21 protein-coding genes, 2 tRNA genes and 3 pseudogenes are annotated in these 22,960 nt (G+C 69.7%); 16 read left to right on the forward strand and 10 right to left on the reverse strand.

Annotated elements, in window-relative coordinates:
* Window position 1 precedes the first annotated feature (1 nt).
* The 8 genes and pseudogenes from Vlu01_RS27940 to Vlu01_RS13875 all read left to right on the forward strand — a co-directional run.
* Window positions 2–218: pseudogene (locus Vlu01_RS27940) on the forward strand (DUF3566 domain-containing protein); the annotation flags it as partial.
* Between the two features lie 134 nt (window positions 219–352).
* Window positions 353–913 (forward strand): annotated as a pseudogene (locus Vlu01_RS27945) (DUF3566 domain-containing protein); the annotation flags it as partial.
* Window positions 914–1,187: 274 nt separating this feature from the next.
* Window positions 1,188–1,261: transfer RNA gene (locus tag Vlu01_RS13855), tRNA-Ile, on the forward strand.
* 44 nt (window positions 1,262–1,305) lie between these two features.
* Window positions 1,306–1,434 carry a DLW-39 family protein gene (locus Vlu01_RS27565; RefSeq protein ID WP_210936323.1) on the forward strand — a complete coding sequence of 43 codons (129 nt, stop codon included), beginning with the start codon at window positions 1,306–1,308 and terminating at the stop codon, window positions 1,432–1,434.
* A 37-nt stretch (window positions 1,435–1,471) separates the two neighbouring features.
* Window positions 1,472–1,544: transfer RNA gene (locus Vlu01_RS13860), tRNA-Ala, on the forward strand.
* A gap of 96 nt (window positions 1,545–1,640) precedes the next feature.
* Window positions 1,641–2,378, forward strand: a complete 738-nt coding sequence (locus Vlu01_RS13865) for a hypothetical protein (RefSeq protein ID WP_203998749.1) — start codon at window positions 1,641–1,643, stop codon at window positions 2,376–2,378.
* 66 nt (window positions 2,379–2,444) lie between these two features.
* Window positions 2,445–3,044 (forward strand): hypothetical protein, encoded by a 600-nt coding sequence (locus Vlu01_RS13870; protein ID WP_203998751.1) that lies wholly within the window; start codon window positions 2,445–2,447, stop codon window positions 3,042–3,044.
* Window positions 3,045–3,217: 173 nt separating this feature from the next.
* Entirely contained in the window at window positions 3,218–4,171 is a 954-nt protein-coding gene (locus Vlu01_RS13875) for an L-threonylcarbamoyladenylate synthase (protein ID WP_203999371.1), read from the forward strand.
* On the opposite strand, the pseudogene Vlu01_RS13880 reads toward Vlu01_RS13875, so the two are convergent.
* Window positions 4,103–8,577, reverse strand: a pseudogene (locus Vlu01_RS13880) (HAD-IC family P-type ATPase); the annotation flags it as partial. The gene Vlu01_RS13875 and the pseudogene Vlu01_RS13880 overlap by 69 nt on opposite strands.
* Window positions 8,578–8,750: 173 nt before the next feature.
* On the opposite strand from Vlu01_RS13880, the gene Vlu01_RS13885 reads away from it, so the two are divergent.
* The 4 genes from Vlu01_RS13885 (at window position 8,751) to Vlu01_RS13900 (ending at window position 10,746) form a co-directional block, all read left to right on the forward strand.
* Window positions 8,751–9,011: a hypothetical protein gene (locus Vlu01_RS13885; protein WP_203998756.1), complete on the forward strand. Its 261-nt coding sequence runs from the start codon at window positions 8,751–8,753 to the stop codon at window positions 9,009–9,011.
* A 7-nt stretch (window positions 9,012–9,018) separates the two neighbouring features.
* On the forward strand, window positions 9,019–9,651 hold the full coding sequence (locus Vlu01_RS13890; RefSeq protein WP_203998758.1) for a GAP family protein: 633 nt from the start codon (window positions 9,019–9,021) through the stop codon (window positions 9,649–9,651).
* A gap of 241 nt (window positions 9,652–9,892) precedes the next feature.
* Window positions 9,893–10,090: a hypothetical protein gene (locus Vlu01_RS13895; protein ID WP_203998759.1), complete on the forward strand. Its 198-nt coding sequence runs from the start codon at window positions 9,893–9,895 to the stop codon at window positions 10,088–10,090.
* Between the two features lie 107 nt (window positions 10,091–10,197).
* Entirely contained in the window at window positions 10,198–10,746 is a 549-nt protein-coding gene (locus Vlu01_RS13900; RefSeq protein ID WP_203999373.1) for a YbaK/EbsC family protein, read from the forward strand.
* 47 nt (window positions 10,747–10,793) lie between these two features.
* Here Vlu01_RS13900 and Vlu01_RS13905 read toward each other — a convergent pair whose 3' ends face one another.
* From Vlu01_RS13905 to Vlu01_RS13930, 6 genes are all read right to left on the reverse strand, one after another.
* A complete protein-coding gene (locus tag Vlu01_RS13905) occupies window positions 10,794–11,426 on the reverse strand; it encodes a DsbA family oxidoreductase (RefSeq protein WP_203998760.1) in 633 nt (210 codons plus the stop codon).
* Between the two features lie 19 nt (window positions 11,427–11,445).
* Window positions 11,446–11,874 (reverse strand): SufE family protein, encoded by a 429-nt coding sequence (locus Vlu01_RS13910; RefSeq protein WP_203998761.1) that lies wholly within the window; start codon window positions 11,872–11,874, stop codon window positions 11,446–11,448.
* A 90-nt stretch (window positions 11,875–11,964) separates the two neighbouring features.
* A complete protein-coding gene (locus Vlu01_RS13915) occupies window positions 11,965–12,390 on the reverse strand; it encodes a CBS domain-containing protein (RefSeq protein ID WP_203998763.1) in 426 nt (141 codons plus the stop codon).
* Between the two features lie 72 nt (window positions 12,391–12,462).
* Window positions 12,463–14,205: a proline--tRNA ligase gene (locus tag Vlu01_RS13920; protein WP_203998765.1), complete on the reverse strand. Its 1,743-nt coding sequence runs from the start codon at window positions 14,203–14,205 to the stop codon at window positions 12,463–12,465.
* A gap of 96 nt (window positions 14,206–14,301) precedes the next feature.
* Window positions 14,302–14,949, reverse strand: coding sequence for a response regulator (locus Vlu01_RS13925; RefSeq protein ID WP_203998768.1), 648 nt, complete (start codon window positions 14,947–14,949; stop codon window positions 14,302–14,304).
* The gene (locus tag Vlu01_RS13930) at window positions 14,946–16,109 is read right to left on the reverse strand and encodes a sensor histidine kinase (RefSeq protein WP_203998770.1); all 1,164 of its coding nucleotides are present in this window, start codon (window positions 16,107–16,109) and stop codon (window positions 14,946–14,948) included. Before Vlu01_RS13930 ends, Vlu01_RS13925 begins: the two co-directional genes overlap by 4 nt.
* A 131-nt stretch (window positions 16,110–16,240) precedes the next feature.
* Here Vlu01_RS13930 and Vlu01_RS13935 point away from each other — a divergent pair, with 131 nt between their 5' ends.
* The 3 genes from Vlu01_RS13935 (at window position 16,241) to Vlu01_RS13945 (ending at window position 19,824) form a co-directional block, all read left to right on the forward strand.
* Window positions 16,241–16,678 (forward strand): hypothetical protein, encoded by a 438-nt coding sequence (locus Vlu01_RS13935; protein ID WP_203998773.1) that lies wholly within the window; start codon window positions 16,241–16,243, stop codon window positions 16,676–16,678.
* 141 nt (window positions 16,679–16,819) lie between these two features.
* Window positions 16,820–17,068: a hypothetical protein gene (locus Vlu01_RS13940; protein ID WP_203998776.1), complete on the forward strand. Its 249-nt coding sequence runs from the start codon at window positions 16,820–16,822 to the stop codon at window positions 17,066–17,068.
* 2 nt (window positions 17,069–17,070) lie between these two features.
* On the forward strand, window positions 17,071–19,824 hold the full coding sequence (locus Vlu01_RS13945) for a DNA methyltransferase (RefSeq protein WP_203998778.1): 2,754 nt from the start codon (window positions 17,071–17,073) through the stop codon (window positions 19,822–19,824).
* A gap of 63 nt (window positions 19,825–19,887) precedes the next feature.
* Here the strand turns inward: Vlu01_RS13945 and Vlu01_RS13950 are convergent, their stop codons facing one another.
* Together Vlu01_RS13950 and Vlu01_RS13955 are read right to left on the reverse strand one after the other, a co-directional pair.
* A complete protein-coding gene (locus tag Vlu01_RS13950; RefSeq protein WP_203998780.1) occupies window positions 19,888–20,076 on the reverse strand; it encodes a DUF397 domain-containing protein in 189 nt (62 codons plus the stop codon).
* Complete coding sequence (locus Vlu01_RS13955) at window positions 20,061–20,870, reverse strand: helix-turn-helix domain-containing protein (protein WP_239095882.1); 810 nt, start codon at window positions 20,868–20,870, stop codon at window positions 20,061–20,063. Before Vlu01_RS13955 ends, Vlu01_RS13950 begins: the two co-directional genes overlap by 16 nt.
* A gap of 322 nt (window positions 20,871–21,192) precedes the next feature.
* Between Vlu01_RS13955 and Vlu01_RS13960 the strand changes: the two genes are divergently transcribed.
* Window positions 21,193–21,543 (forward strand): hypothetical protein, encoded by a 351-nt coding sequence (locus Vlu01_RS13960; protein WP_203999375.1) that lies wholly within the window; start codon window positions 21,193–21,195, stop codon window positions 21,541–21,543.
* A gap of 163 nt (window positions 21,544–21,706) precedes the next feature.
* On the opposite strand, the gene Vlu01_RS13965 is transcribed toward Vlu01_RS13960, so the two are convergent.
* Window positions 21,707–22,954 (reverse strand): COG1361 family protein, encoded by a 1,248-nt coding sequence (locus tag Vlu01_RS13965; RefSeq protein WP_203998784.1) that lies wholly within the window; start codon window positions 22,952–22,954, stop codon window positions 21,707–21,709.
* Between the last annotated feature and the right edge of the window lie 6 nt (window positions 22,955–22,960).

The following is a 22,960-nucleotide window of genomic DNA, read 5'->3' on the forward strand; positions in this document are numbered from 1 at the left end:
AATGACGGAGACACAGGCGAAGTCGGGGAACACGGGGACCTCGGCCAACCCGGTCGACGAGGAAGCCGCGCAGAACGGCACGCCAACGACCGGTCGCGCGGCGGTAGGCCGGGCCACGGTCCCCGCCGACGCGCCTGCCCCGAAGTTCACCCGGGCTCCCGGTATGGCCCCACCACCCGACAAGCCGACAGCCGAGCCGGAGGGCGACGCGGCCGAGGAGAAGGCGACCGAAGGTGGTAGTGCCACGGAGGCCACCACGACCTCCGTCGGCAAGCCGACCCCTCCCCAGTCGACGGCTCTTCCCGTGGGTAAGCCCTCTGCGGGCACCACGGGTGTCCTGCCGGCGGCCAGCACCGGCACGACCGGAACCCAGCCCCGGGTGACCGGGGCCGGTCCGAAGCCGGACGCCACCCGGCCGCTCGGACTCGGACGCCCGGCCAACGGTGGTGGATTGCCCCCGGGCGTCAGCCCGGCGGTGGGTGCCGCGCGGGTCGGTGAGGCGGTACGCGCCGCGCGTACCTCGGTCAGCTCGGCTGCCTCGCGCGGACCGCGCCGGGCCCGGCTGAACCTCAAGCGGATCGACCCGTGGTCGGTGATGAAGTTCGCCTTCGCGGTGTCGGTGGTGCTGTTCATCGTCATCGTCGTGGCGACCTCGGTGCTGTACCTGGCGTTGGACGCGATGGGTGTGTTCAGCAGCGTGAACGACAGCCTCGGTGACCTGGTCAACGCCGGTGGTGGACAGGGCACGGAGGGTTTCCAGATCACCGCACGCGGTGTGATCTTCAGTTCGGCGTTGTTCGGCCTGGTCAACGTCGTGCTGTTCACCGCCCTCGCCACCCTCGGGGCGTTCGTCTACAACGTCTGCGCCGATCTGGTGGGCGGCATCGAGCTGACCCTCGCCGAGCGCGACTGACACGATCCGCGAAGCCGGTCCACCCCACCCGTCGTGGTGGCGTGGGCCGGCTTCTCGGTGTTTCCGGGCAGGGGCAGGCGCGCCGACGCGGGTACGCCACGTTGCCGTGCCTGTGGGTGCCTGAGGTGCCGTTGGCGGGGCTGACGGCAGCCGTCGTAACCCGGTGTGCCGGCGGCCGATACTCCGGTAGGTTCAGGGGCGACGCGAGGCCGGTGCGCCTGGCCCCGATTTGGGAGCCGCTGGGCGGATGGGTTAACCTTGCTCGTCGCTACGCGGGGCTATAGCTCAGTCGGTTAGAGCGCAGAGCTGATAACTCTGAGGTCGCTGGTTCGATTCCAGCTAGCCCCACCGCACATGGTCCGACGGCACGTCGAGCGTGAGGGGCAGCCCCGATGTTCAAGAAGCTGTTGATCCTGGTCGGTGTCGTCGGCGTGGCCGCAGTGGTGGCCAAGAAGGTCAAGGAAGCCAACGACGAGCGCGCCCTCTGGCACGAGGCGACCACCTCGCCGGACCTGCGCTGACGGGCGGTTTCCGACCTGCGGGCGGTAACGCCCGTACGGGGCCCTAGCTCAACTGGCAGAGCACTGCCTTTGCAAGGCAGGGGTTAGGGGTTCGAGTCCCCTGGGCTCCACTTACGGCCGGCATAACGCGTCGATTGAGCGGATCGGCGGAGGCCACAGCGTGACGGGGCAGCGACGGGACATGTCATCACCGTATGTTCCCCAATATGGATTCCCTCGGCCGTGTTCCTCGCGGTGTCGCGCTCGTTGTCGTCGGCCTGGCCCTGTTCGCGGTGACGGCCTGCGGTACCACAGTGCCGCAGGTATCGTCCGACGGTAGCGCCGCGCCCACAGCGGGCACGCCTCCGGGCTTGTTGCCGTCGGAGACCGCATCCGAGGCGGCGAAACCTCCCCGGTCGCCGCACGAGATTCTGTCCAACAATATTCGCCTGGCCCGTACTGCCTGCAAGGGCTGCGGTGCGGAACTCAATCTCAACGAACCAACGGTTCAGAAGTCGATTCACCTGTTGATGAGGGAGCACGCCCAGCACAAGGACTTTGTGCTCACCGAGGCGAACGCGGAGCGGGCACTTTATGGGCCAGCCGGCTCGACGCCGACACTGGCCGGTGCCAATAATCCTCCACCGGACGTCTCCTTCCGAGATGCCAGCGGACGGGAGGTGTACCGGAGAGAGATCAAGACCTTTAGTGGGGCGCCGACCACGTTCGCTCGGCAGTTCGAGGACTATGCGAAGAAGTTGGAATACCGAGGTGAGCTGTACGTGCAGGTACCCAGAGGTACAGACATACAACGGCTGATGGAGGCGTTCTGGGCCAAGAATCGCGACGATCGCCGCTTGGCGAGGTACGCGGAGGTGTACGTTGCCTTCCACACGCCGGAGGGTCGGCCGGCAGGGTTGTGGATGCTGGGGGCTCGTGGAATGGGTGTACCAGGTCAGGGGTGACACGTGGGAGCATCGGCGTTTCTCTTCTGCTCGTGTAACCGGATCTGCTGGGGGCTCGGTAAGCCATTGAGCGAGCAGCCCGGCGGCACTGTCATTCGGTATGCCGGCGATCCTGGTCAGCCGGTCTTCTCGCAGTCCCGGCTGCATTCCAGCGCGTTGTGGAAGCTGCTTGCCGACCACGTCGGTCACCAGCTTCGGGTGGCTCACGACTGGGATCCCGAACTGCATGGTCAGATGGAGAGCGGTGTGCTGCCGGCCATGCTGGACGCGGACGGCGAGCTGGATGTACCCCTTCCGGCCTACCTTGCCGGCTGGCCGGAGGATGGGTTCGCAAATTTGTTGTCCGCTGGCTTCGACGGCACCGACGAAGGGTTTCTGACCTGCGAACGCTGCCCTGAGCGGCTGGCCCTTGGCCGGGTGCTGCGGGATCGCGCAGGTGCCCCGTTGCTGTTTCATGCTGGCGACCCGGGTGAGGTGGCCAATTCTCGGCAACCGGAGCTGAACGCGGCGGCTTGGCGCTTCCTGACCGTGCACTTCCAGCATCCGCTGCGGGTCGTCGCGTATCCCCCTGGGGAGCGTGCTCCGGCCGACGGCTGTGTGACAGTCGGCGGTGGCAGGTCGGGCGGCATGTCGCTCGCGGCGTATGTCCGCGGGTTCACCGGCTGATCCACCATCGGCTGCATCGACTTTCGCCGCCCGTCAAGCAGCAGCCCCGCAGATACGTCCCACCCTTGCGCCCGGCGCGACGCCTACCGTTCGTAAGACACCTCAGGGCGCGTCAGGCGGGATGCCGGCCGCAGGCTAGCGTCGCAGGTGTGAGCATCGGATCTCCCCGCGTCCTGCCTGCCGACGGTGATCTCGGTGAGGCGGCTGCCGTGCTGCGTACCGGCGGGTTGGTGGCCTTTCCGACGGAGACCGTCTACGGGCTGGGCGCGAACGCGTTGGACGCGCGGGCGGCGGCTCGGATCTTCGAGGCGAAGCAGCGGCCGAGCTTCGATCCGCTGATCACCCATCTCGCCGACGTGGCGGACCTGGAGCCGCTGGTGGGGGCGGTGCCACCGGCGGTGGCGGCGCTGGCGGCACGCTTCTGGCCGGGACCACTGACGCTCATCGTGGACCGGCCGGCCGCGATCCCGCCGATCGTGACCTCCGGGCTCGCGACGATGGCCGTGCGGGTGCCGGACAACGAGTACGCCCGGCGGCTGATCGCCGCGGCGGGAGTGCCGGTGGCAGCGCCCAGTGCCAACCGGTTCGGTCAGCTCAGCCCGACCCGGGCCGAGCACGTGGTACGCGGGCTGGGCGCGGCCGTGGACGTGGTGCTCGACGGTGGGCCGACCCGGTGCGGAATCGAGTCGACGATCGTGGACGCCCGGGGGGACCATCCGGTGGTGTTGCGGCTCGGCGCGTTGCCGGTCGAGGAGTTGGAGAAGGTGACCGGGCCGGTCACGGTGCGACCTGGCAGTTCGGGGCAGCCGGTCGCACCGGGCACGTTGGCCGCGCACTACGCGCCGCGTACACCGTTGCGGGTGGTTTCCGGCGCGGAGCTGGCGGGTGCCGGCGGTGCGGGTCGTGGTTGTCTGGCGTTCCGGGACCGGCCGGCGGGTGACTGGGCGGCGGTGGAGGTGCTTTCCGCCTCCGGTGATCTGACCGAGGCAGCGGCCCGCCTCTTCGACGCGCTGCATCGACTGGACGCGGTCGGGGTGGCCGAGATCGTCGCGGAGCCGGTGCCGGAGACGGGTGTGGGGCGGGCCGTCAACGACCGGCTGCGTCGCGCCGCCGCCACCTGGCACTAGCTCTCGGCCCGCCCGACGTCGGCGTGGTCGTCTTCGGGCTGTGGGAACCGCGCGGCGAATCGGGTGAGGGCACCGTTGGCGAGGGTCGCGCCGAGCGCGGATCCGGTGGCGATGGTCCAGCCGACCGGCCCCAGCGGGGTGCAGCCGAAGAAGTGACTCACCCCGGGGGTCTGCACCACTGCGGCCAGCACGCCGAAGGACGCGGCGGTGGAGGCGAGCACGGTCGGGCTGGTCCCACCGGCCAGCACGGTCTGGCCGAGTTGCGTACCGACCAGGGAGACCAGGGCGACGGTGCCGGCGCGTCGCCGGGTGCCGGTGTATCGGGCCAGTGTCCAGCCGGTGGTCGCACCGAGCGTCGTGCCGGCGGCCCGCAACCCGATCTCCCGGGTCATGGTCTGGCCGAGTGAGCTGTCCGGGCCTTCGCGGAGCAGCCCGTCTACGTGGTCGGCATCGGGTGGCCGTACGGCGATGGCCAGCGCGGGTGCCATGTCGGTGAGCAGGTTGACCAGCAGCAGTTGGCGTCCGTTGAGGGCGGCCCGCCCGGTGGCGGCGGCGGTCAGCACGGTGAACGCGATCTCGCCGAGGTTGCCGCCGACGAGGATGCTCAGCGCGTGGCGGACCGAGGACCACATGGCCCGACCTTCGACCAGGGTGGCGATGATGGTCTCCAGCCGGTCGTCGGTGACCACCAGGTCGGCTGCGGCGCGTGCCGCCGGGGTGCCCCGTTGGCCGAGGGCGATGCCCACGTCGGCCAGCCGGATGGCAGGGGCGTCGTTGGCGCCGTCGCCGGTCATCGCGACGGTACGCCCGCACTTCTGCAACGCCTTGATGATCCGGACCTTGTGGGTCGGGGTGCAGCGGGCCACCACGTCGGTGCCGGCCAACCGCTCACCGAGGGCGTTGTCGTCGAGTGTGTCGAGTTCGGCGGCGGTGACCACCCGTTGTGCGTCTCCGTCGCTGATGGTGGCGGCGATCGCGGCGGCGGTGGCCGGATGATCACCGGTGATCATGATGGTGTGCACGCCCGCTTGACGGACCCGGCGGACGGCCGGCGCGGCGCTGGCACGTACTCCGTCGGCGATCGCCAGGAAACCGGTGAAGACCAGGCCGCGTACGCCGTCGTCGGTGATGTCCGGGTCGGCGACGGTGCACTCGGCGACCGCGAGGACCCGATGCCCCGCGCCGGCCCGTTCGCCGAGCAGCCGGTGCAGTTCCTCTCGGCCCGCGTTGTCGAGCGGCTCGTCGCGTCCGGCGACACGTCGGGCGGCGCAGCGGGGCAGTACCGCCTCTGGTGCGCCCTTCACGCTGAGCAGCAGGCCGCCGTTGGTTTCGCCGACGGTGGCGTGGTACCCGCGCGACGGTTCGAACGGCAGACCACCTGCCGTGCGCCAGCCGGGTGCCCCGTCCTGCTCGTTGACGCCGGCGGCGCGGGCACCCCGGAGCACCGCCCGGTCGGTCTGCATGGACAGTTCCTCGGGGTCGTCGGCGGCCGGGGTGGCGCGCAGGGCCGCCGCCAGGGTGCGGCGCAGCCGGTCGTCCAGCTTCTCCAGCGTGGCGTAGGTGTCGACGCTGCCCACGCCGGCCAGCATCAGGTGACCTTCGGTGAGGGTGCCGGTTTTGTCGAAGCAGAGCACGTCGACCCGGCCCAGCGCCTCGATGGTGCGCGGGTTGCGGACCAGCGCGCCGTGCTCGGCGAGGCGGCGGGCGGCGGCCAGTTGGGCGGCGCTGACCAGGAACGGCAGTCCTTCGGGCACGGAGGCGACGGCCAGGTTCGCGGCGGTCGCGGCTGTCTGGGCCAGCGGTACGCCACGCAGCAGCCCGGCACCGGCCACCGCTACCGCCGAGCCGGCGGCCAGCGGGATCGCGGTGCGGGTCAACCGACCCAGGCGGGCTTCGACCCCGCTGACCGGCGGTGTCTGCCCGGCGAGGGCGAGACTGCGCCCGGCCTCGGTGTCGGCGCCGGTGGCCACGACCACGGCCTCGCCACAGCCGGCGGCGATGCTGGTCCCCTCGTAGACCATGGAGGCACGTTCGGCCACCTCGGCGGCGACCACCGGCTGGTCGGTCTTGTTGACCGGCAGCGACTCACCGGTGAGGGAGGACTCGTCGGCCTCCAGCCCGACGGATTTGACGACCCGGCAGTCGGCGGGTACGGCGTCGCCGGATTCGAGCAGGATCACGTCGCCGGGGACGAGATCGTCGGCGGGTACCACCCGTTCGACACCGTCGCGGCGGACCCGGGCGGTCACCGCCGAGCGGGACAGCAGTTCGGCCAGCGACTTCTCGGTGTTGCGCTGGTGCACCGCGCCGACCAGCGCGGACGTTCCGATGACCCCGCCGACGAGGGCGGCGTCGATGAGCGAGCCGAAGCTGGCGGAGAGCACCGCGCCGGCGGCGAGCACCGGGGTCAGCGGGTTGGCGAGTTCGTCGACGAAGGCCCGGAGCAACCCGCCCGGGCCGGCCGCCTCACCGGGGTGGTGGGACTGTCGTCGCTGGGCCTCGGTCTCGGTCAACCCGTCGTGGCCGGTGCCGAGCTGCTCAAGCACGGTGGCCACCGGCATCAGGTGCCAGGCGGTGATCGCGGGTGCGGGTGCGGTAGCTCCTTCGGTCAACCGGCCGGCACGCCACACGCCGTGCGCGAAGGCCAGCGCCGCGGCCCCGTTGACCGAGGAGAGCGTACGACCGGGCAGCAGGGCTCGATCGGCGGTGAAGGCGCCGAGTGCGCCGAGGCCGGCGCCGGCCAGTCCGATGCGCAGGTTCTGCGCGGTCATCCGCCGGGCCACCCCGGCTGCTTCGATAAGCAGGGCGACGACCCGAAGGTTGGTGCCGACCAGCAGGTGCGCTCCCCACGGCGGAAGATCGTCCTGGTCGGCGATGCCCAGTCCACAGTCGGACGCGGCGAGCGCCGACCGGTCGCCGGAGACGAGCATCACCACCGCGCCTTCGCGTTGCAGGGTGCGTACCGACTCGGCGAGCTGGTCGTCGCCGGGCACCAGCGCGTCGGCGTAGGTGTGCCGTTCCGGGTCGCCGCCGGCCACGACGAGTCGCAGGCCGGCCTGCCGGGCAACGGTCGGCAGGGCGTCGACGCCGGGTGCGGGTTCTGGTTCGACCCGCAGCACGGCTTTGAGAGCGTCACCCTGGGCCAGACCGAGCAGGGTGCCGCCGCGTTCGCGTAGCTGCCGGCTGTCGTCGGTGTCGCCGGGGTCCGGCACCGCGAGCCGGTCCAGCGGCCCGAGCCGCCAGCCGTCGAGGTGGTGTACGTCGGTCGGTGCGGTCGGGTCGAAGAGGGCGAACGCCTGGGCGGCGACCTGGGAGGTGTCGGCTCCGGGCAGCGGGGCCAGGTCGGCCAGGACGCCTCGGTCGGAGCCGAGGATCCGGGCGTCCAGCACCAGCGTGTCGATGCGGTCGAGTTCGCGTAGCACGCTGCGGTCCATCGCGATGACGCCACGTCGTGCGAGGATCCGGCCGAGTTGGGCCGCGTACCCCTGGCGTCCGCTGCCGGGTGCCTTGGGCAGGGCGGACAGGCCCAGGGCTGCGGCTCGTTTCGGACCGACCACCGGTGTCGCCGCGGCGAAGGCGGCCGCGCCGGTGGCGAACATTCGGTCGATGTACCGCTCGACGGCGCTGTCGGGTTTCGGGCAGGGACGCTCGTCGTCGGGTACCCGGGCGATGGCGCGTTCCGGGTCGCCGGTGAGCCGGGCCTCGGCCTTCTCCCAGGCGCGTAGCTGGGCGAGACTTTCACCCCACTGCACGATCCGTTGTGCGCCGTCGAGCACTATCCCCGTCCATCCGCCGGTGAGGCCCTGCACCACCGCTTCCGCAAGTGGGAAGAGAACTTCGGTGCGGGGGTCGCGGCGCAGTTTCAAACTGGCGAGCTGGTGCAGCTTTGGATGGATGTCGATGGCGCTGAGCAGTCCGGAGACCTCACTGGGGACCGGTGTGACGGGCAGGATCCGGGTGGCCGCGGAGATGGTCAGGCCGAGCGCGTCGGCGGCGAGGGCGCCGAGGGTACGCGGGGTGCGCGGTCCTTCCTCAGGCGGGTGCGGCGGCGGGATTTCCGGATCCGGTTCGTGCGGGCAGGTGCGTTCGACTCGGGCGATGGTGGCGACGAGTTCGCGTACCTTGGGTCCGGGCGTGTCGACGGCGACGACCACCCGTCCTGAGGGCGCGTTGACTCGTGCCCAGCTCACCCCGGGCATCTTCTCCAGCGCGGTCTCGACCTGGCGCGCGAGGGTGTCGCCACCGTCCTGGCAGACGCCGTGGACCTCGATGTGGTGCCGTCCGGGACGTGACCAGATCCGTCGGCTGGTCAGCCCGAGCGTTCGGGCGAGTCGGGTGGCGGCGGCACCGACGCTGCGGGAGGCGGCCCCCACCACCGGAGGTGCTCCGACGGTGCCAAACCGCATTTCGCCTCCTACCGTTCGTGCCCGGCGGCCTGGCTTCCCGGCCGGACGTCCCTTATGCCCCCGGGAGCTGGGAAAACTTTCCTGCCCGGGTGGGCATGGAAGACGGCGGTGGAGGAATCCGAGGAAGGTGTCGTCGGCTGTCGTCGGCCGTCGTCGGTAATGGGGGAGGCAGGATGAGTGCGCTGACACGACAGCTCAGTGGGACCCGGGAGACGTTGCAGGCATTCACCCGACGGGTGCACGTGCCGTGGCTCGGGGAGGTGGCGGTGCCACCGCCGGACAGGCTCACGTACTACGCCGGTATCGGAGCACTGGCCGCGTTCCAGGTGATCGAGTGGCCCCTGGCGCTGGTGATCACCGCCGGGCACCTGCTGGCTGACCAGCATCTGTCCGGGCTGGCCAAGGGGCTGGGCGAGGCGCTGCAGTCCGCCTGAGGTGACGATGACCTTCCTGTCGCTGCTGCCGCTGGCCGTGGTGATGGTCGCCGGCACCCAACTGGTCGCGGCGGTCCTCTTCGCCTCGTCCGATCGGCCCCGCGCCGCCTCGCTGGGCTATCTGGCGGGCGCGGCGCTCGTCGTGTTCGGTGGTACGACCCTGACCTGGCTGGCGGTCCGCCTCTTCAAGATCAACTTTACCGGTGTGGGTCGGGGCACCGTCGAACGATGGATCGACTGGTTCGTCCTCGCGCTGCTCGGGGTGCTGGCGGTGGTCGTGGCCCTGCGCCGGCACTCCGGGCCGCCGCGTTGGATGAGCCACCTCCAGCACGCCAGCCCCGGGTACGCGCTGAAGGTGGGTCTGCTGCTCTTCCTGGGCATGCCGTCGAATGACCTGACCATGGCCACCGTCGGAGCCAGCGCCGCACGGCACGACCAGCCATGGTGGCATCTGCTGCCCTTCGTGCTGCTCACCCTCGCCCTGCTCGCCCTGCCGCTGCTGGCCCTGCTGCTGCTCGGAAGCCGGGCCCAGGTGGTGCTGCCGCGTGTCCGGGACTGGGCGGAGAACCACTCCTGGTTGATCAGTGAGGCGGTCATCGTGCTCTTCGCGGTGTTCACCGCCGCCGACCTGGCGAAGTGACTCCGCTCATAGGCGTCACGCCGGAGGCGGGGCGCGGGAGGCGGGGCGCGGGCGGCACGCTGGGCCGGGAGGTGCTGCGGGCCACCCAGTTCTTTCCGTTCATCGACGAAGTCGGGTGGTCTGGTCACCGACGCTCGCCCGGTGGGCCGGCGTACCTGGGTCGACTACCTGTCCGACACGTACGGGCGAACGCCGCCCCGATGACACCGGCTCGGGTTCACGTTCGCCCTACCGTCGAGCCATGCTCACGTTCGTCGTCACCAGCCTTCTGTACGTCTGCGGGTTCGTCTTCCTCTACGGGGTGATCCGGCTCGCGGTGCGGCACGCCCTGGAGGACATCGAGGTGCGCCGCGTCCAGGCCGCACGGGCGGAGGAGATGGCCGCCTCCCGGGACCGGGCGATGCTGGAGCGGCACGGCTTCCTCACCCACGGGGACTGACGACCGGTTGCCGACCGGCCGACTCTCGACACGTTGGCCGTGCACCCGTCCGGTCCGTTCGGTCCCCGCCCGCGTCACGGACCCTGGATGCGACGATCACAGGCGTGATGGGAACGCTGAAGACAGAACCTGCGCGCACCCGTACCGACCTGTTGGCGTCGCCGGTTGCCGCCGCGCTCGCCCAGTGGCCGACCGACTCCCCGGTGCACGTCGACGCGGTGCTGGTCGCGCCGATCGACGCCGACCTCGCCGACACCGCGGCGTTCTGTGCCGCCTACGAGGTCGGTTTGGACGAGTCGGCCAACTGCGTGATCGTGGCCGGTAAGCGCGAGGGGGTGACCCGGTACGCGGCCTGCCTCGTGTTGGCCACCACCCGGGCGGACGTGAACGGGGTGGTCCGCCGGGCGCTGGACGTCCGCAAGGCGAGCTTCGCGCCAATGGCCGACGCGGTCGAGTTGACCGGGATGGAGTACGGCGGGATCACGCCGATCGGGCTGCCGTTGCAGTGGCCGATCCTGGTCGACGCCCGGGTGGCGACCATGCCGTACGTGGTGATCGGGTCGGGCGTACGACGCAGCAAGATCGCGTTGCCGGGCGCGGCGCTGGCCGCACTACCCGGCGCGCGAGTGGTGGAAGACCTGGCCAAGCCGGCCTGACCATCGAAGCATGACGATGTTGTTGCACGTGAAACATGGCTGGTGCGTCAGCGTGCGTTTTCCCGTCGCTCGACCTCGGTGAGCGCGGCGAGCAGGGTGTCCGGTTCCTGTGCTCCGGTGACCGCGTACCTGCCGGCGAGCACGAAGGTGGGCACGCTGGTCACCCCGAGCTGCCGCGCAGCGGCCAACTCGGCCCTCAGTTCGGTCACCCCTTCGTCGGAGTCCAGGAAGCGGCGGGCGTCGTCGCCGTCCAGTCCGACAGTGGTGGCCACCTCGGCCAACGCCTCCCGGGAGCCGATGTCGACACCATCGGTGAAGTGGGCCCGGTGCAGCGCCTCGACCAGCTCCTCGTCACGGTCCCGCTGGCCGGCCCAGTTGGTCAGCCGGTGCGCCTCGAAGGTGTTTGCCGCGATCGCCCGGTCGTAACGCAGTTCCAGACCGACGCTCGCACCCACCTCGACGACCCGGCTGATCATCTGCCGGACCTGCTCCTGGCCACCGAACTTCTCGGCCAGGGCGTCGAGCGTCGGGCGTGGCGTCGAAACCGGTGACGGATCCAGCTGGAAGGGCCGATTCCGGATGGTCACCTTGCCGTCGTAGGACGCGAGCGCCTGCGTGAACCGGCGACGCCCGATCCAGCACCAGGGGCAGACCACGTCAGCGTAGATGTCGATCTCCATATGGAGGACAACCCGCTGGTCACCGGGTCTGTTCCCGGACCTGCCGCTTGAGCCGGGCGAGGATGGCGGTGCCACCGCGTACCCGCAGCGGACTGATCGTCTGCGCCAGGCCCATCCGCTGGTACAGGTCGTCCGGAACGGCGAGGACCTGCTCCGGGGTGGCATCCGCCAGCCCTTCGGCGAGGATCCCGGCGAACGCCCGGGTGGTGGGTGCCTCCGGCGGGCAGTCGAACACGGTGTCGACGGTGCCCTCGGGCGTCACCTCGGCACGCAGGAAGAACGGGGTCTGACACTCCACGACCTGTTCCATGCCCTCATGACCGGAGTGCCCGGCCGGCAGCGGCGGCACCGCGTCGGCGTACTCCAGCAGCATCTCCAGCACCACGTCACGCGGTGCCGAGGCGAACTCGTCGACGATCTCGGCCAGCTTGCTCGGCATCTCGGGCACCCCGCCAGGCTACCGGCCGCTGTCTGGAGCCGGTCGACGTGTTAGGAAGGGGCCCTTCCTATACCGCAGGCGTTAAGAAGGTGCCCTTCCTTACACCGTGGGGGATTGTTCGGTGATTTCGCTGAGTGCGGAGGTGGGGTCGAGCTGCATGGCGAGGTCGCCGAGCGAGACGATGCCGACCAGCTTGCGTTCGTTGTCACAGACGAGGACGCGACGGATGCCACGCTCCCGCATCAGGGACGCGGCCTCACCCGCCGTGCAGAACTGCTCGATCATCACGACCTCCCGGGTGACGATCGAACCGATGGTGGTGTCGGTGGCGCTGGCGTTCTCCGCGACGGCGCGTACCACGATGTCGCGGTCGGTGAGGATGCCGGCCAGGTTGGCGCCGTCGGTGACCACCACGTCGCCGATATCGGCCTCCTTCATGACCTTTGCCGCCTCGTCCAGGGTGGTCTCCGCCGGCAGGTAGATCACCTGCTTGGTCATCACGTCAGCGACCCGGTAACCGGTCATGAGAGCCTCCAGAGAACATTCAGCCGATCAGGATGCGGTACCCCGTCACCTGACGGCTACACACGACCCTGCCTACCCGCTCGACAGTTTTTCCACCAGGTCTGCCACCGGCAGCTCGGTGCGCTCCCCGGCCGCCCGGTCGCGCAGCTCGACGTACCCGTCGTTCAGGCGGCGTCCGACCACGACGGTGCGGGGGATGCCGATCAGTTCGGCGTCGGTGAACTTCACCCCGGCGGAGACGGCCGTCCGGTCGTCGACCAGCACCCGCAGGCCCGCGGCGGCGAGTCGGCCGCCGAGGTCGAGCGCCGCGTCGAGCTGCGGGCCCTTGCCGGCAGCCACCAGGTGTACGTCACACGGCGCGACCGACGTCGGCCACACCAGCCCCCGATCGTCGTGATGCTGCTCGGCGATCGCCGCCACCGCCCGGGACACCCCGATCCCGTAGCAGCCCATGGTGGGCCGGACCGGCTTGCCCTGCGGACCGAGGACGTCCACGGCGAAGGCGTCGGTGTAACGGCGACCGAGTTGGAAGATGTGCCCGATCTCGATGCCCCGGCGCATGGTCAACCGGCCGGTCACGCAGGCCGGACAGGGATCACCGGGGCGCACCTCGGCGGCCTCGACCGTGCCGTCCGGTATGAAGTCCCGGCCGCACACCACGTTTGTGGCGTGCCGGCCCGGCTCGTTCGCGCCGGTCAGCCAGGCGGTACCCGGCACCACGCGAGGGTCGACCAGGTAGCGGACGCCGAGCTTGTCGAGGACCTGTGGCCCGAGGTAGCCCCGGACCAGCTCGGGGTGCTCGTCCCAGGCGTCGAAGACGTCCACGGTGGCCGGTGCCAGCGCGGCGGCCAGCCGCTTCAGGTCGACCTCCCGATCACCGGGCACTCCGACCACGAGCAGTTCGGCGGCCTCGCCGCCCGGCCGGCGTACCGTCAGTACGACGTTCTTCAGGGTGTCGGCTGCCGACCAGTCGGCCCGGCCCGCCAGCCGACGGTCGTTGGCCAGCTCGACCAGGCTGGCGATGGTGGGCGTCTCGGGGGTGTCGTGCACCTCGGCGACCGGCTGCGCGTGCGGGTCACCGGCCGCCGGGGCGGGCGTGGTCACCGCCTCGGTGTTGGCCGCGTAGTCGCAGACGGTGCAGCCGACGTAGGTGTCCTCGCCGACCGGCGTGGTGGCCAGGAACTCCTCCGACGCGGAGCCGCCCATCGCGCCCGACATCGCGTGCACCACCGTGTAGTCGAGGCCGAGCCGGTCGAAGATCTCCTGGTACGCAACCCGGTGCCGGCCGTACGCGTCCCGCAGGCCCTCGTCGTCCAGGTCGAAGGAGTACGCGTCCTTCATCAGGAACTCACGGCCGCGCAGCAGGCCGGCGCGGGGGCGGGCCTCGTCGCGGAACTTGGTCTGGATCTGGAACAGCGTCACCGGGAAGTCCCGGTAGGAGGTGAACAGATCCTTGACCAGCAGCGCGGCCAGTTCCTCGTGGGTCGGTGCCAGCAGGTGCTCGGCGCCGCGCCGATCGGCCAGGGTGAAGATGTCGTCGCCGTACTCCGCCCACCGTCCGCTGGTGCGGTACGGCTCGGCGGGCAGCAGCGCCGGGAAGTGCACCTCCTGGTCGCCGATCCCGGTCATCCCGGCCCGGACGATCTCGGTGACCCGGTCCAGCACCAGCCGGCCCAGCGGCAGCCAGGTGTAGCCGCCCGGTGCGGCCCGCCGGATGTAACCGGCCCGCAGCAGCAGCCGATGACTCGGCACCTCCGCGTCCGCCGGATCTTCCCGCAGGGTCCGGATCAGCGACGTCGACATCCGTAACAACACCACCGCAGCCTAAAACCGCCCACACCCCCCAGCCACCCCATTACCCCCACCCCCACCTCCGCAGGGCTGATCAACGCGGAGGTGGGGGTGGGTGGGTCAGGTCAGGCCGGCGCGGTGGGCGATGACGGCGAGCGCGGTGCGGTCGCGGGCGTCGAGCTTGGTCAGCAGCCGACTGACGTACGTGCGGGCGGTCGCCGGGCTGATGAACAGCGCCCGGCCGATCTCGTCGTTCGTCTCGCCCAGCCCGACCCGGGCCAGCACGGCACGCTCCCGTTCGGTGAGCACTGACAACCGAGGGTCGGGCGGCGGCTGTCGCGGTGTGGCGGCGAGCCGTTCCATGACCCGGCGGGCGACCGTGGGTGAGAGCAAATTTCCGCCGGCTGCTGCGGTGTGCACCGCCCGTCGCAGGTCGTCCGAGGGCGTGTCCTTGAGCAGGTACCCGGCGGCGCCCAGGCTGACCGCCTCGATGATCTCCTCGTCGTCGTCGAAGGTGGTCAGGATCAGCACCCGGGTGGCCGCCAGGGCTTCGTCGGCGCGGATCGCCGCGGTGGCGGCCAGGCCGTCCATCACCGGCATCCGGATGTCCATGAGTACGACGTCCGGCCGCAACTGACGGGCCAGGCGCAGGCCGGAGCGGCCGTCGGCGGCCTCCCCGACCACGGTGAGCTGCGGGTCGGCCGCCAGCAGGCTGCGTATCCCGGCCCGGACGAGGTCCTGGTCGTCGACCACCAGCACGCTGGTCACACCGACTCCTTCAGGGGCAGCACCGCGCGTACCTCGAAACCGGTGTGCCGGTGCCCGGCGGTGAGCGCGCCGCCGAGGCTCTCGGCCCGTTCCCGCATTCCGGCGATACCGTGCCCGGTGCCCGGCGTCGCTCGGGTGCCGGGGATCGGGTCGGCGCCGGTGTCGGTGACGGTGACGGTGAGCTGGGCGTCGTTCTGCTCGGCACGGATCTCGACGCGGCTGCCGGCGGAGTGCCGGACCACGTTGGTGACCGCCTCCTGCACGATCCGGAACGCGGCGGCCTCCACCGGTGCCGGCAACGGCGTTTCGACGGCCACCTGCACGTCGACGTCGAATCCGGCGGCCGAGGCGGCTCGGGTGACCGCGTCGAGGTTGGCCAGCGAGACGACCGTGCGGGGCGGGTCGCCGGGTGAGCGCAGCAGCGTCACGGTGCGCCGCAGGTCGTCCATGCTGCGGCGGGCGGTGGACCGGATCAGCTCCAACGCCGACCGGGCGGCGGCGGCGTCACGACCCAGCGCCTCGTGGGCGACGTCGGCGTGCAGTGCGATCACCGAGGTGGTGTGACCGAGGGAGTCGTGCAGGTCACGGGCGATGGCCATCCGCTCGTCGCGCAGGCGGGCCTGCGCCTCCTGCCGGTATCGCGCCTCGGTCAACTCGGCGATCCGTCGGGCGTCCGCCTGCGCGGCGCGCCGGGACCGCAGACTGTCGCCGAGGGCGATCGCCGCACCCATCAGCAGGACGTGCCCGGCCAGCTCGTAGCCGACGACGAAGGAGAAATCCTGCCCTTCGGCGAGCCGGAAGGCCACCGAGACCACGATCACCAGCACGGCGGCGACGATCGAGGCGGCGATCCGGCCGTGTTCGGCCGCGGAGAAGAGGGCGGCGGCGACCGGCACGGCCAGGCCGATGGCCGGGTAGCCGGCGGCGTAGTAGGCGAACAGGCCGAGCACGCTGACGGCCAGCACCACCACCGGGTAGCGCCGCCGGACCAGCATCAGCGCACCCAGGCCGACCGCCCAGAGGTACGCGACACCGTCCGGCCCGTGCCGACCGCCCTCGTTCGCGCTGATGACGATCGAGACGGTCACGGCGACGCCCACGCCGAGGAGCACGTCGGCGACCCAGGGACGTACCCTCCGCTGCGTCGACTGGCCGGCCACCAGCTCAGCGTACGGCGAGGTCAGGGCGTTCGGAGTCGTCGGAAGGCGACACCGGGGATCGCTTCCCGACGTACCGTCACCGAGTCTGTGGACGGATGGCGCGGCCGGCGACCGTTCCTAGCGTTGCCGGCATGAACACGTCACCTCGCCCGGCTCTCGGGCTTCCGTTGCTCACCCTGCTCGGTCTGGCGCTGCTCGGTCTGCCCCGGGTGGTGCTGCACGATCTGGGTCTGGTGCACGAGCGCACCTTCGTCAACCTGCTGCTGGTGGTCGTACCGGCGGCGGTGTGGATCACCGTGGCGTTGGCGAAGCGGGTGCCGAACCCGTTCCTGACCCTGCTCGCCGTTGGTGTGATCTACGGCGTCCTGCTGGCCCTGACCCATCAGCTGCTCTGGGACGTGGCCTTCGACGAGCAGCCGACCCTCGGCGGCAACCTGACCGACCTCGCGCCGGGGGCGCAGGCCCTCATCCTGCGGTTCTTCGCCGCGATCAGCAGCCTCTTCACCGGTGTCATCGTCGGCGTCGTCGCGGGCCTGGCCGCCTGGGGCCTCACCCGCCTGCGCCCTTGAGGGAGATCTTGGTGCGATTGACCTCGGATGACATGGGCGTTGCCGGTAGACGGGAGGTGTGTCACGGGGCGACCGTCTCCGCTCGCGGAACCGGCGGACCAGGCCGTACGCTGGGTCCGCTCCGCCTCGAAAGGACCCCGCATGTCTGATCTTGACCACACCCCCGAACAGGCCGCCCGGGAGGCTGGGCTCCGCGAGGTATCCGAGGCGCTGCTCAACATCGAGCAGGCGATCAAGCGGACGGAACGGGCGAAGCGGGCGGTCTCGATGACGGTGGGCTGCGATGATCTGGCCCGGATGCTGGACACTGCCGCCCGGAACCTGGAAATCGCCCGCAAGGACCTGTTTCAGGGCGCCTATTTCTCCGCGGATTCGCCTAAGCTCTTTTGACCATGCGTAGTGGTGAGCAGATCCGGGCGGCACTGATCAAGTTCGTCGCGCGTTGGCAGACCTACGCCGGCAGTGAACGCTCTGAAGCACAGACCTTCCTCAACGAACTGTTCGACTGTTACGGACGCAACCGCAAGGACGCGGGTGCGCTCTTCGAGGACGCTCACTCGTCGACCGGCATCATGGATCTGCACTTGCCGGGCCTGCTCATCGTCGAGATGAAGGCACCGAAGGAAACCGCGCGGCTCGCCCAGCATCGCAAGCAGGCGCTGGACTACTGGCACAACTCGGCCGACGTGACCACCAGCCGGCCGGCACCCCAGTTCGTGGTGCTCTGCTCCTTCCAGCGCTTCGAGATCTGGGAGCCTGGTAAATACCCGAACGCCCCGCTACTGGAGTTCGATCTCGGCGAGCTACCTGACCGATACGAGTCGCTGATGGTGCTCGCCGGGGACGAGCCGCTGTTCCATCACAGCAGCCGCGAGCTGACGAAGGCCGCCGCCATCTCGGTGGCGAACGTCTACCAGGGGCTGCTCAGCCGGCAGGCGGCACCGCCCGAGTCGATCCAGCGGTTCATTCTCCAGATGGTCTGGCTGTTCTTCGCCGAGGACTACGACATGATCGAGGGGCGGCCGACCGAAAGAACGTTGGAGTTCCTCGTCAAGTCCGGCGACTACTGGTCGTCCTACCTCATGCTCGGCGGCCTCTTCACCTCACTCAACGATCCCGACGACTACGGTCGCCAGGGCGTCCTCAAGGGCACGCAATTCGTCAACGGGGATCTTTTCGACAAGCCCGCGCTGGTGCACCTCACCAAGGACGAGGCGACCGAGTTGCTGCGGATTGCCGAGTACAACTGGCGGCAGGTGGACCCGACGATCTTCGGATCGCTCATCGAGGGTTTTCTCAGCACGGACCGCAGTGCGCTCGGTGCCCACTACACCCACGAGATCGACATTCTGAAAATCGTCCGGCCGACCATCGTCAAGCCGTGGCGGGCGCGGATCGACGCCGTGACCACCCCGGACGAGGGCGTCGCGCTGTTGGAGGAGTTGTGCCGCTTCCGGGTGCTCGACCCGGCCTGCGGCTGCGGCAACTTCCTCTATGTCGCCTACCGGGAGCTGCGCCACCTGGAGCACACCCTCAAGGAGCGGATCGCAGCCCTGGCGAAGTCGTCGGGCCTGCCCGTGCCGACCGGGCTGCCCTTCTTCCCGCTGCACAACATGCAGGGCATCGACGTGGTGCCGATGGCGACCGCCGTCGCTCGGGTCACCCTCTGGATGGGGCACCGGCAGATGATCGAGCAGTACGGCGCGGCCGAACCGCCGCTGCCCTTGGTCAGCCTGGGCTCGATCCGGACCGCCGACGCCCTGCGCGTGCCCTGGCCGGAGACCGACTGCATCGTCGGCAACCCGCCCTTCCTCGGCTCGCAGCAGATGCGTGACGCGCATGGTGACGACTATCTCAAGTGGCTGAGCAACACCTTCCAGGTCGGCATCAAAGACTTCTGCGTCTACTGGTTTCGCCGCGCCCACCAGCACCTCAAGCCTGGCCAGCGCGCCGGTCTGGTCGGCACCAACTCGATCGCCCAGAACCGCGCCCGCTCGGCCAGCCTGGAGTACATCACCAGCAACAACGGTGTAATCACCGACGCCGTCTCCAGCCAGGTCTGGCCAGGCGAGGCCAAGGTCCACGTCAGCCTGGTCAACTGGATCAAGTCACCGGCCGAACCGCCCACCGAGTGCATCCTCGACAATAATCCAGTCACCGGAATCACGTCGGATCTTCGCACCCCTCAAACTTCAACAAGTGAGGCGCAGCCGCTCGTCGGAAACAAGGCAAGGTGTTTTCAGGGACCGATTCCAGTGGGGGATGGTTTCGTCTTGACCGAGACGATAGCCAGGGAAATCCTCAACAACCACGAGGTCGACTACCAAAAAGTGATTCGCCCTTACCTAACGAGCGAAGATATCACCGAAGATCCTCGACAGAGGGGCAGGCGGTGGATTATCGACTTTGCGCAGATGCCGCTCGAAGTAGCCGAACGTTACCCACGCGCCTTGAAGATTGTACGCGAACGAGTTAAGCCGTTCAGGGAGCGCAACAACCGAGCGCTCTACCGGCAAAGATGGTGGCAATTTGGCGAGGCTAGACCAGGACTCCGGACTGCCCTTATAGGCAAGTCTCGATATATAGCCTGCGGTCGCCACGGTAAAAGGATCATGCTTTGCTGGTGTGATTCATGGACGTGTGCTAGTGACGCGACCATAATCTTCGCGTACGACGACGACTATTCCATGGGAATCCTGGATTCAGCGACACACAAGAACTGGGCGGCTACACGACTTTCGACAATTAAGGGCGACCCACGTTACACCAACTCAACAGTGTTTTCCTCTTTCCCTTGGCCTTATCCAGTAAAGGATCAGAAGCGGGAGCGGGTGGCCGAGGCGAGCCGGCGGGTGATCGCGCGGCGGCAGGAGATCTGCGCCGCCGAGCAGTTCGGGCTGACCCGGCTCTACAACCTGGTGGACGAGGGAGCCTACGCGGATCTGAAGGATCTCCACCGGGAGTTGGACGAGGCGGTGGCGGCCTGCTACGGCTGGCCCAGGTCGATCGCTCAGGACAAAAACGAGATCACCGGGCGGCTACTCACCCTGAACGCGGAGATCGCTGCCGGGCAGCGCCCCTACGACCCGTTCGGCGGGCGGGACGGCAGGGCGGTTGCCCAGCAGCTTGGTCTACCGGTCGCTTGATCACACGCGGTTCCGGTGCCGACCTGGCACCGGAACCGTCTCTCTGCTCTGCGGGTGTGCGGGTCAGTGGTGCTTGGTGTGGGAGACGAAGCGACGCCAGGCGGTCGGGGTGAAGGCGAGCACCGGGCCGCTGGCGTCCTTGCTGTCGCGTACGCCGACCACGCCGGGCAGGTTGTCGGCCACCTCGACGCACTCGCCGCCCGCGCTGCGGGTGGACTTGCGCCAGGTCGCACCGGTCAGATCGTGGACCACGACTCCATCACTTCCTTCATGAGCAGCTCGGACTGTCCCTTGGGGAGGGCGACGCTGCGGATTCCCTCCCACCTGGCGTGCAGGGTAGCGAGTTCCTCAGTTCTGTCGATGGTCGCGCCGCCGACGTGGTTCTCCAAGTGGCCAAGCCAGTCGCCGTCGGCTCCCCTGGCCAGGCTGAACGGGCCGGCGTGCCCGACGTGCACGCTCACCTCGGCGGGGATGACGAGGATCAGCACGCCGCCGCGCTTCACGCAGTCGAGCAGGTGGACGATCTGCTGGGTCATGATGCCCCGGAAGCTCTCGTCGACCCGCCGCAGCGTCGCCTCCTCGATCACCGCGATCAGGATCGGCGGGTCCGGCCGGGTGAGAATCGCCTGCCGGTCCATCCGTATCGCCACCCGCCGCTCCACCTCCTCGTCGCTGAGCATGTCGTCGGCGCGGATCACCGCGCGGGCGTAGTGCTCGGTCTGGAGCAACCCGGGGATCAACGTGGGGTGATAGCAGCGCAACTGCACGGCACTGCGCTCGGCGTCCAGCCAGGGCCTCAGCCAACCAGGTTGGCCGTGCAGTTCGGCGATGCGGAGCAGCCCCAGCAGCAGGCCGTCGCTGTTCAGGACCTCGTCGGCCCGCTTGAGGAAGAGCCGGTCGAACGGACGCTGACCCAACTCGATCGCGGAGATCTGCGAGCCGGAGAAGTGCACCTGCTTGCCGAAATCCTCCTGGCTCAGGTTGGCGGCCAGCCGTAGCCGACGCAACTGTGCCCGGATCAGTTCAGCGGTTGGCTCGGATTCCACAGTGCCTCCACGATCCATTGACTGCTCGGGTGGGCTTCCCGGCCGGCCTGCGACCCCGCCACGGCCAGCGCCGACCCCTTCCGACAGTAGTCACGCGGTCACCACACTGTCACCTGGCGGTCCTGCTCCCATCCATCGGGGACGGGGTGGGGCTGCGCCGGGGCCGCCCCGCTTCCCCCGTGCCGGGGCGGCCCCTTCCCTCTCGCCGCCGGAGGTGAAGATGCCTGAACCGAACGAGCCGCGCCCGGACGTCGTCGGTGCTCCGACCGACCCGGAGCAGCCCCAGCGACCGGCCGTACCATCGCTTGGTCGCCTTGCCGGGATGCCCGTGCCGCGTCGCGGCCCAGCGGCCGCGTGGCCCCGGCGGCATCCGGTGAACAGCCCGAAGCATCTGCCGTTGCGCCCGCTCTGGTTGTGCCGCGCCTGCGGGCTGTCCTGGCCGTGCGCCGAGGCCCGTCTGCTGCTCCGCGTCGAGTACGACGACCGCTGGCTCGACCTGTCGATCTACCTGTCCGGGCTCTACTACGAGGCGACCCACGACCTGTTCCGGCTCGACCCGGAGGGCGGCCCGACGCCGCGTGAGCTGTTCCAGCGGTTCGTGGCGTGGGCCCCGTACCGTCGCCCGGCTGCCGCCCTGCCGTCGGCCTGCACCGGCCGCTGCCGCACCACCTGACCCGGACCAACCCGGGGCCGGTCCAGGTCCAGGCCGGTCCGGGGTCAGGGCTGGTCCGGGGTCAGGGGCCGTTCCGGGGCCAGGGCTGGTCCGGGTCAGGGCTGGTCTAGGTCAGGACCGTTCCGGGTCAGGACCGTTCCGGGTCAGGACGGTGGCAGAGAGGTCAGGAAGCGGTGGTGTCCTCGCCGGAGACGAAGGCAACCGATCGGCGGCGTCGGGCGAGCAGCAGCACGATGCCCGCGGCGACCATGGCGATACCGGCTCCGGCGATCAGCCCGGCCTGCGGCCCCGTGACCGGCAGACCATCCCCGCCACCGTCCCCGCCGTTCCCGCCGTCGCCGTCCCCGGCGGTGGCGGCGACCACGACGGCGTACCCGTCCTTGTTGTCGGTGGCGTCGACGTCGGCCGCCGGTACGGCGACGGCGTTCGCGGGCAGATCCGTCCGCTTCGGGGCCGAGCGGGCGCTGATGCCGTCGGTCAGGCCCTCGACCTGCACGCTTCCGCCCGCCAGCGTGACCGGTGCCTTGATGTCGGCTGGCACCGTCACCAGGTTGTACAGCTCGACAGCGGAGTGGACGTGATCCTTCGGGTCGGTCTCGTCTGTCGGTACGAGCGCGAGCGAATCGTAGGTGCAGACTGCGGACCGCCCATCGTCGTCGATCACACACTCCTGCGGCGGTCGGGTGAAGGTCACCTTCTCCGGCAGGCGCAGCGTCACCCGGACGCCGCTGACCGCCTTCTCGCCCTGGTTGACGATGCGGTACCGCACCGCGCCCGTTTCGCCCGGATTCAACGTTCCGGTGTTTTCGAGCCGGCCACCGGCACCGACGCGCACCGACTGCGTGACGTCCGGCGCCACCACCGACAGATCGGCTTCGCGCGCGTCGACCAAGGCGAGCGTGAACTCCCTCCGGTCGGTGGTCCGGTTCGTGTACTCGTCCCACATCATGGTGACCTGGACGTAGAACCTGCCTTCGAATGGCTCCGACTTCTCCGAGACATAAATGTCGATGGGGATGTCCGCGGTGCCGCCGGGCGCCGGCAGTAGGTCACGGCCAATGCTCTGGTTGATGGAGCAGTACCACCCGTCGACATCGCCGTCGCACTCGCCAGAGCTGGCGGTTTGGGTCGCCCACTGGAGGTAGGCATTGTCGATCCAGTAGTCAGGTTCGAGAATCGGCCGAACGCGGAACTCGATAGCGATCGGGGTTTCGTCGGTCAGGTTGGTGATCCTCAGGTAGGCCCTTTTCATGCTGACCCCCGATGTGACCGTCATGCCGGTCACATCGAAGGTGAACTTCGGCTCCCCGGGCTCCACTGCGCGGGTGGGAGCTGCGGGGACCGCGATTCCGGCAAGCAGAAGCAGCGCGGCAGCGGCTGTCCGGGACAGCCATCGACGGCGAACGGCCACGGTGGG

It is taken from the genome of Micromonospora lutea (assembly GCF_016863535.1).
Lineage (GTDB): Bacteria > Actinomycetota > Actinomycetes > Mycobacteriales > Micromonosporaceae > Micromonospora > Micromonospora lutea.

Bases quoted from the DNA above. Each gene is read 5' to 3' on its own strand.
- Vlu01_RS13905 (WP_203998760.1), bottom strand. From the start codon at position 11,426: ATGGAGATCGACATCTACGCTGACGTGGTCTGCCCCTGGTGCTGGATC.
- Vlu01_RS13915 (WP_203998763.1), bottom strand. From the start codon at position 12,390: ATGACCGGTTACCGGGTCGCTGACGTGATGACCAAGCAGGTGATCTAC.
- Vlu01_RS13885 (WP_203998756.1), top strand. From the start codon at position 8,751: ATGAGTGCGCTGACACGACAGCTCAGTGGGACCCGGGAGACGTTGCAG.
- Vlu01_RS27565 (WP_210936323.1), top strand. From the start codon at position 1,306: ATGTTCAAGAAGCTGTTGATCCTGGTCGGTGTCGTCGGCGTGGCCGCA.
- Vlu01_RS13900 (WP_203999373.1), top strand. From the start codon at position 10,198: ATGGGAACGCTGAAGACAGAACCTGCGCGCACCCGTACCGACCTGTTG.
- Vlu01_RS13935 (WP_203998773.1), top strand. From the start codon at position 16,241: ATGAACACGTCACCTCGCCCGGCTCTCGGGCTTCCGTTGCTCACCCTG.
- Vlu01_RS13890 (WP_203998758.1), top strand. From the start codon at position 9,019: ATGACCTTCCTGTCGCTGCTGCCGCTGGCCGTGGTGATGGTCGCCGGC.
- Vlu01_RS13945 (WP_203998778.1), top strand. From the start codon at position 17,071: ATGCGTAGTGGTGAGCAGATCCGGGCGGCACTGATCAAGTTCGTCGCG.
- Vlu01_RS13865 (WP_203998749.1), top strand. From the start codon at position 1,641: ATGGATTCCCTCGGCCGTGTTCCTCGCGGTGTCGCGCTCGTTGTCGTC.
- Vlu01_RS13960 (WP_203999375.1), top strand. From the start codon at position 21,193: ATGCCCGTGCCGCGTCGCGGCCCAGCGGCCGCGTGGCCCCGGCGGCAT.
- Vlu01_RS13895 (WP_203998759.1), top strand. From the start codon at position 9,893: ATGCTCACGTTCGTCGTCACCAGCCTTCTGTACGTCTGCGGGTTCGTC.
- Vlu01_RS13940 (WP_203998776.1), top strand. From the start codon at position 16,820: ATGTCTGATCTTGACCACACCCCCGAACAGGCCGCCCGGGAGGCTGGG.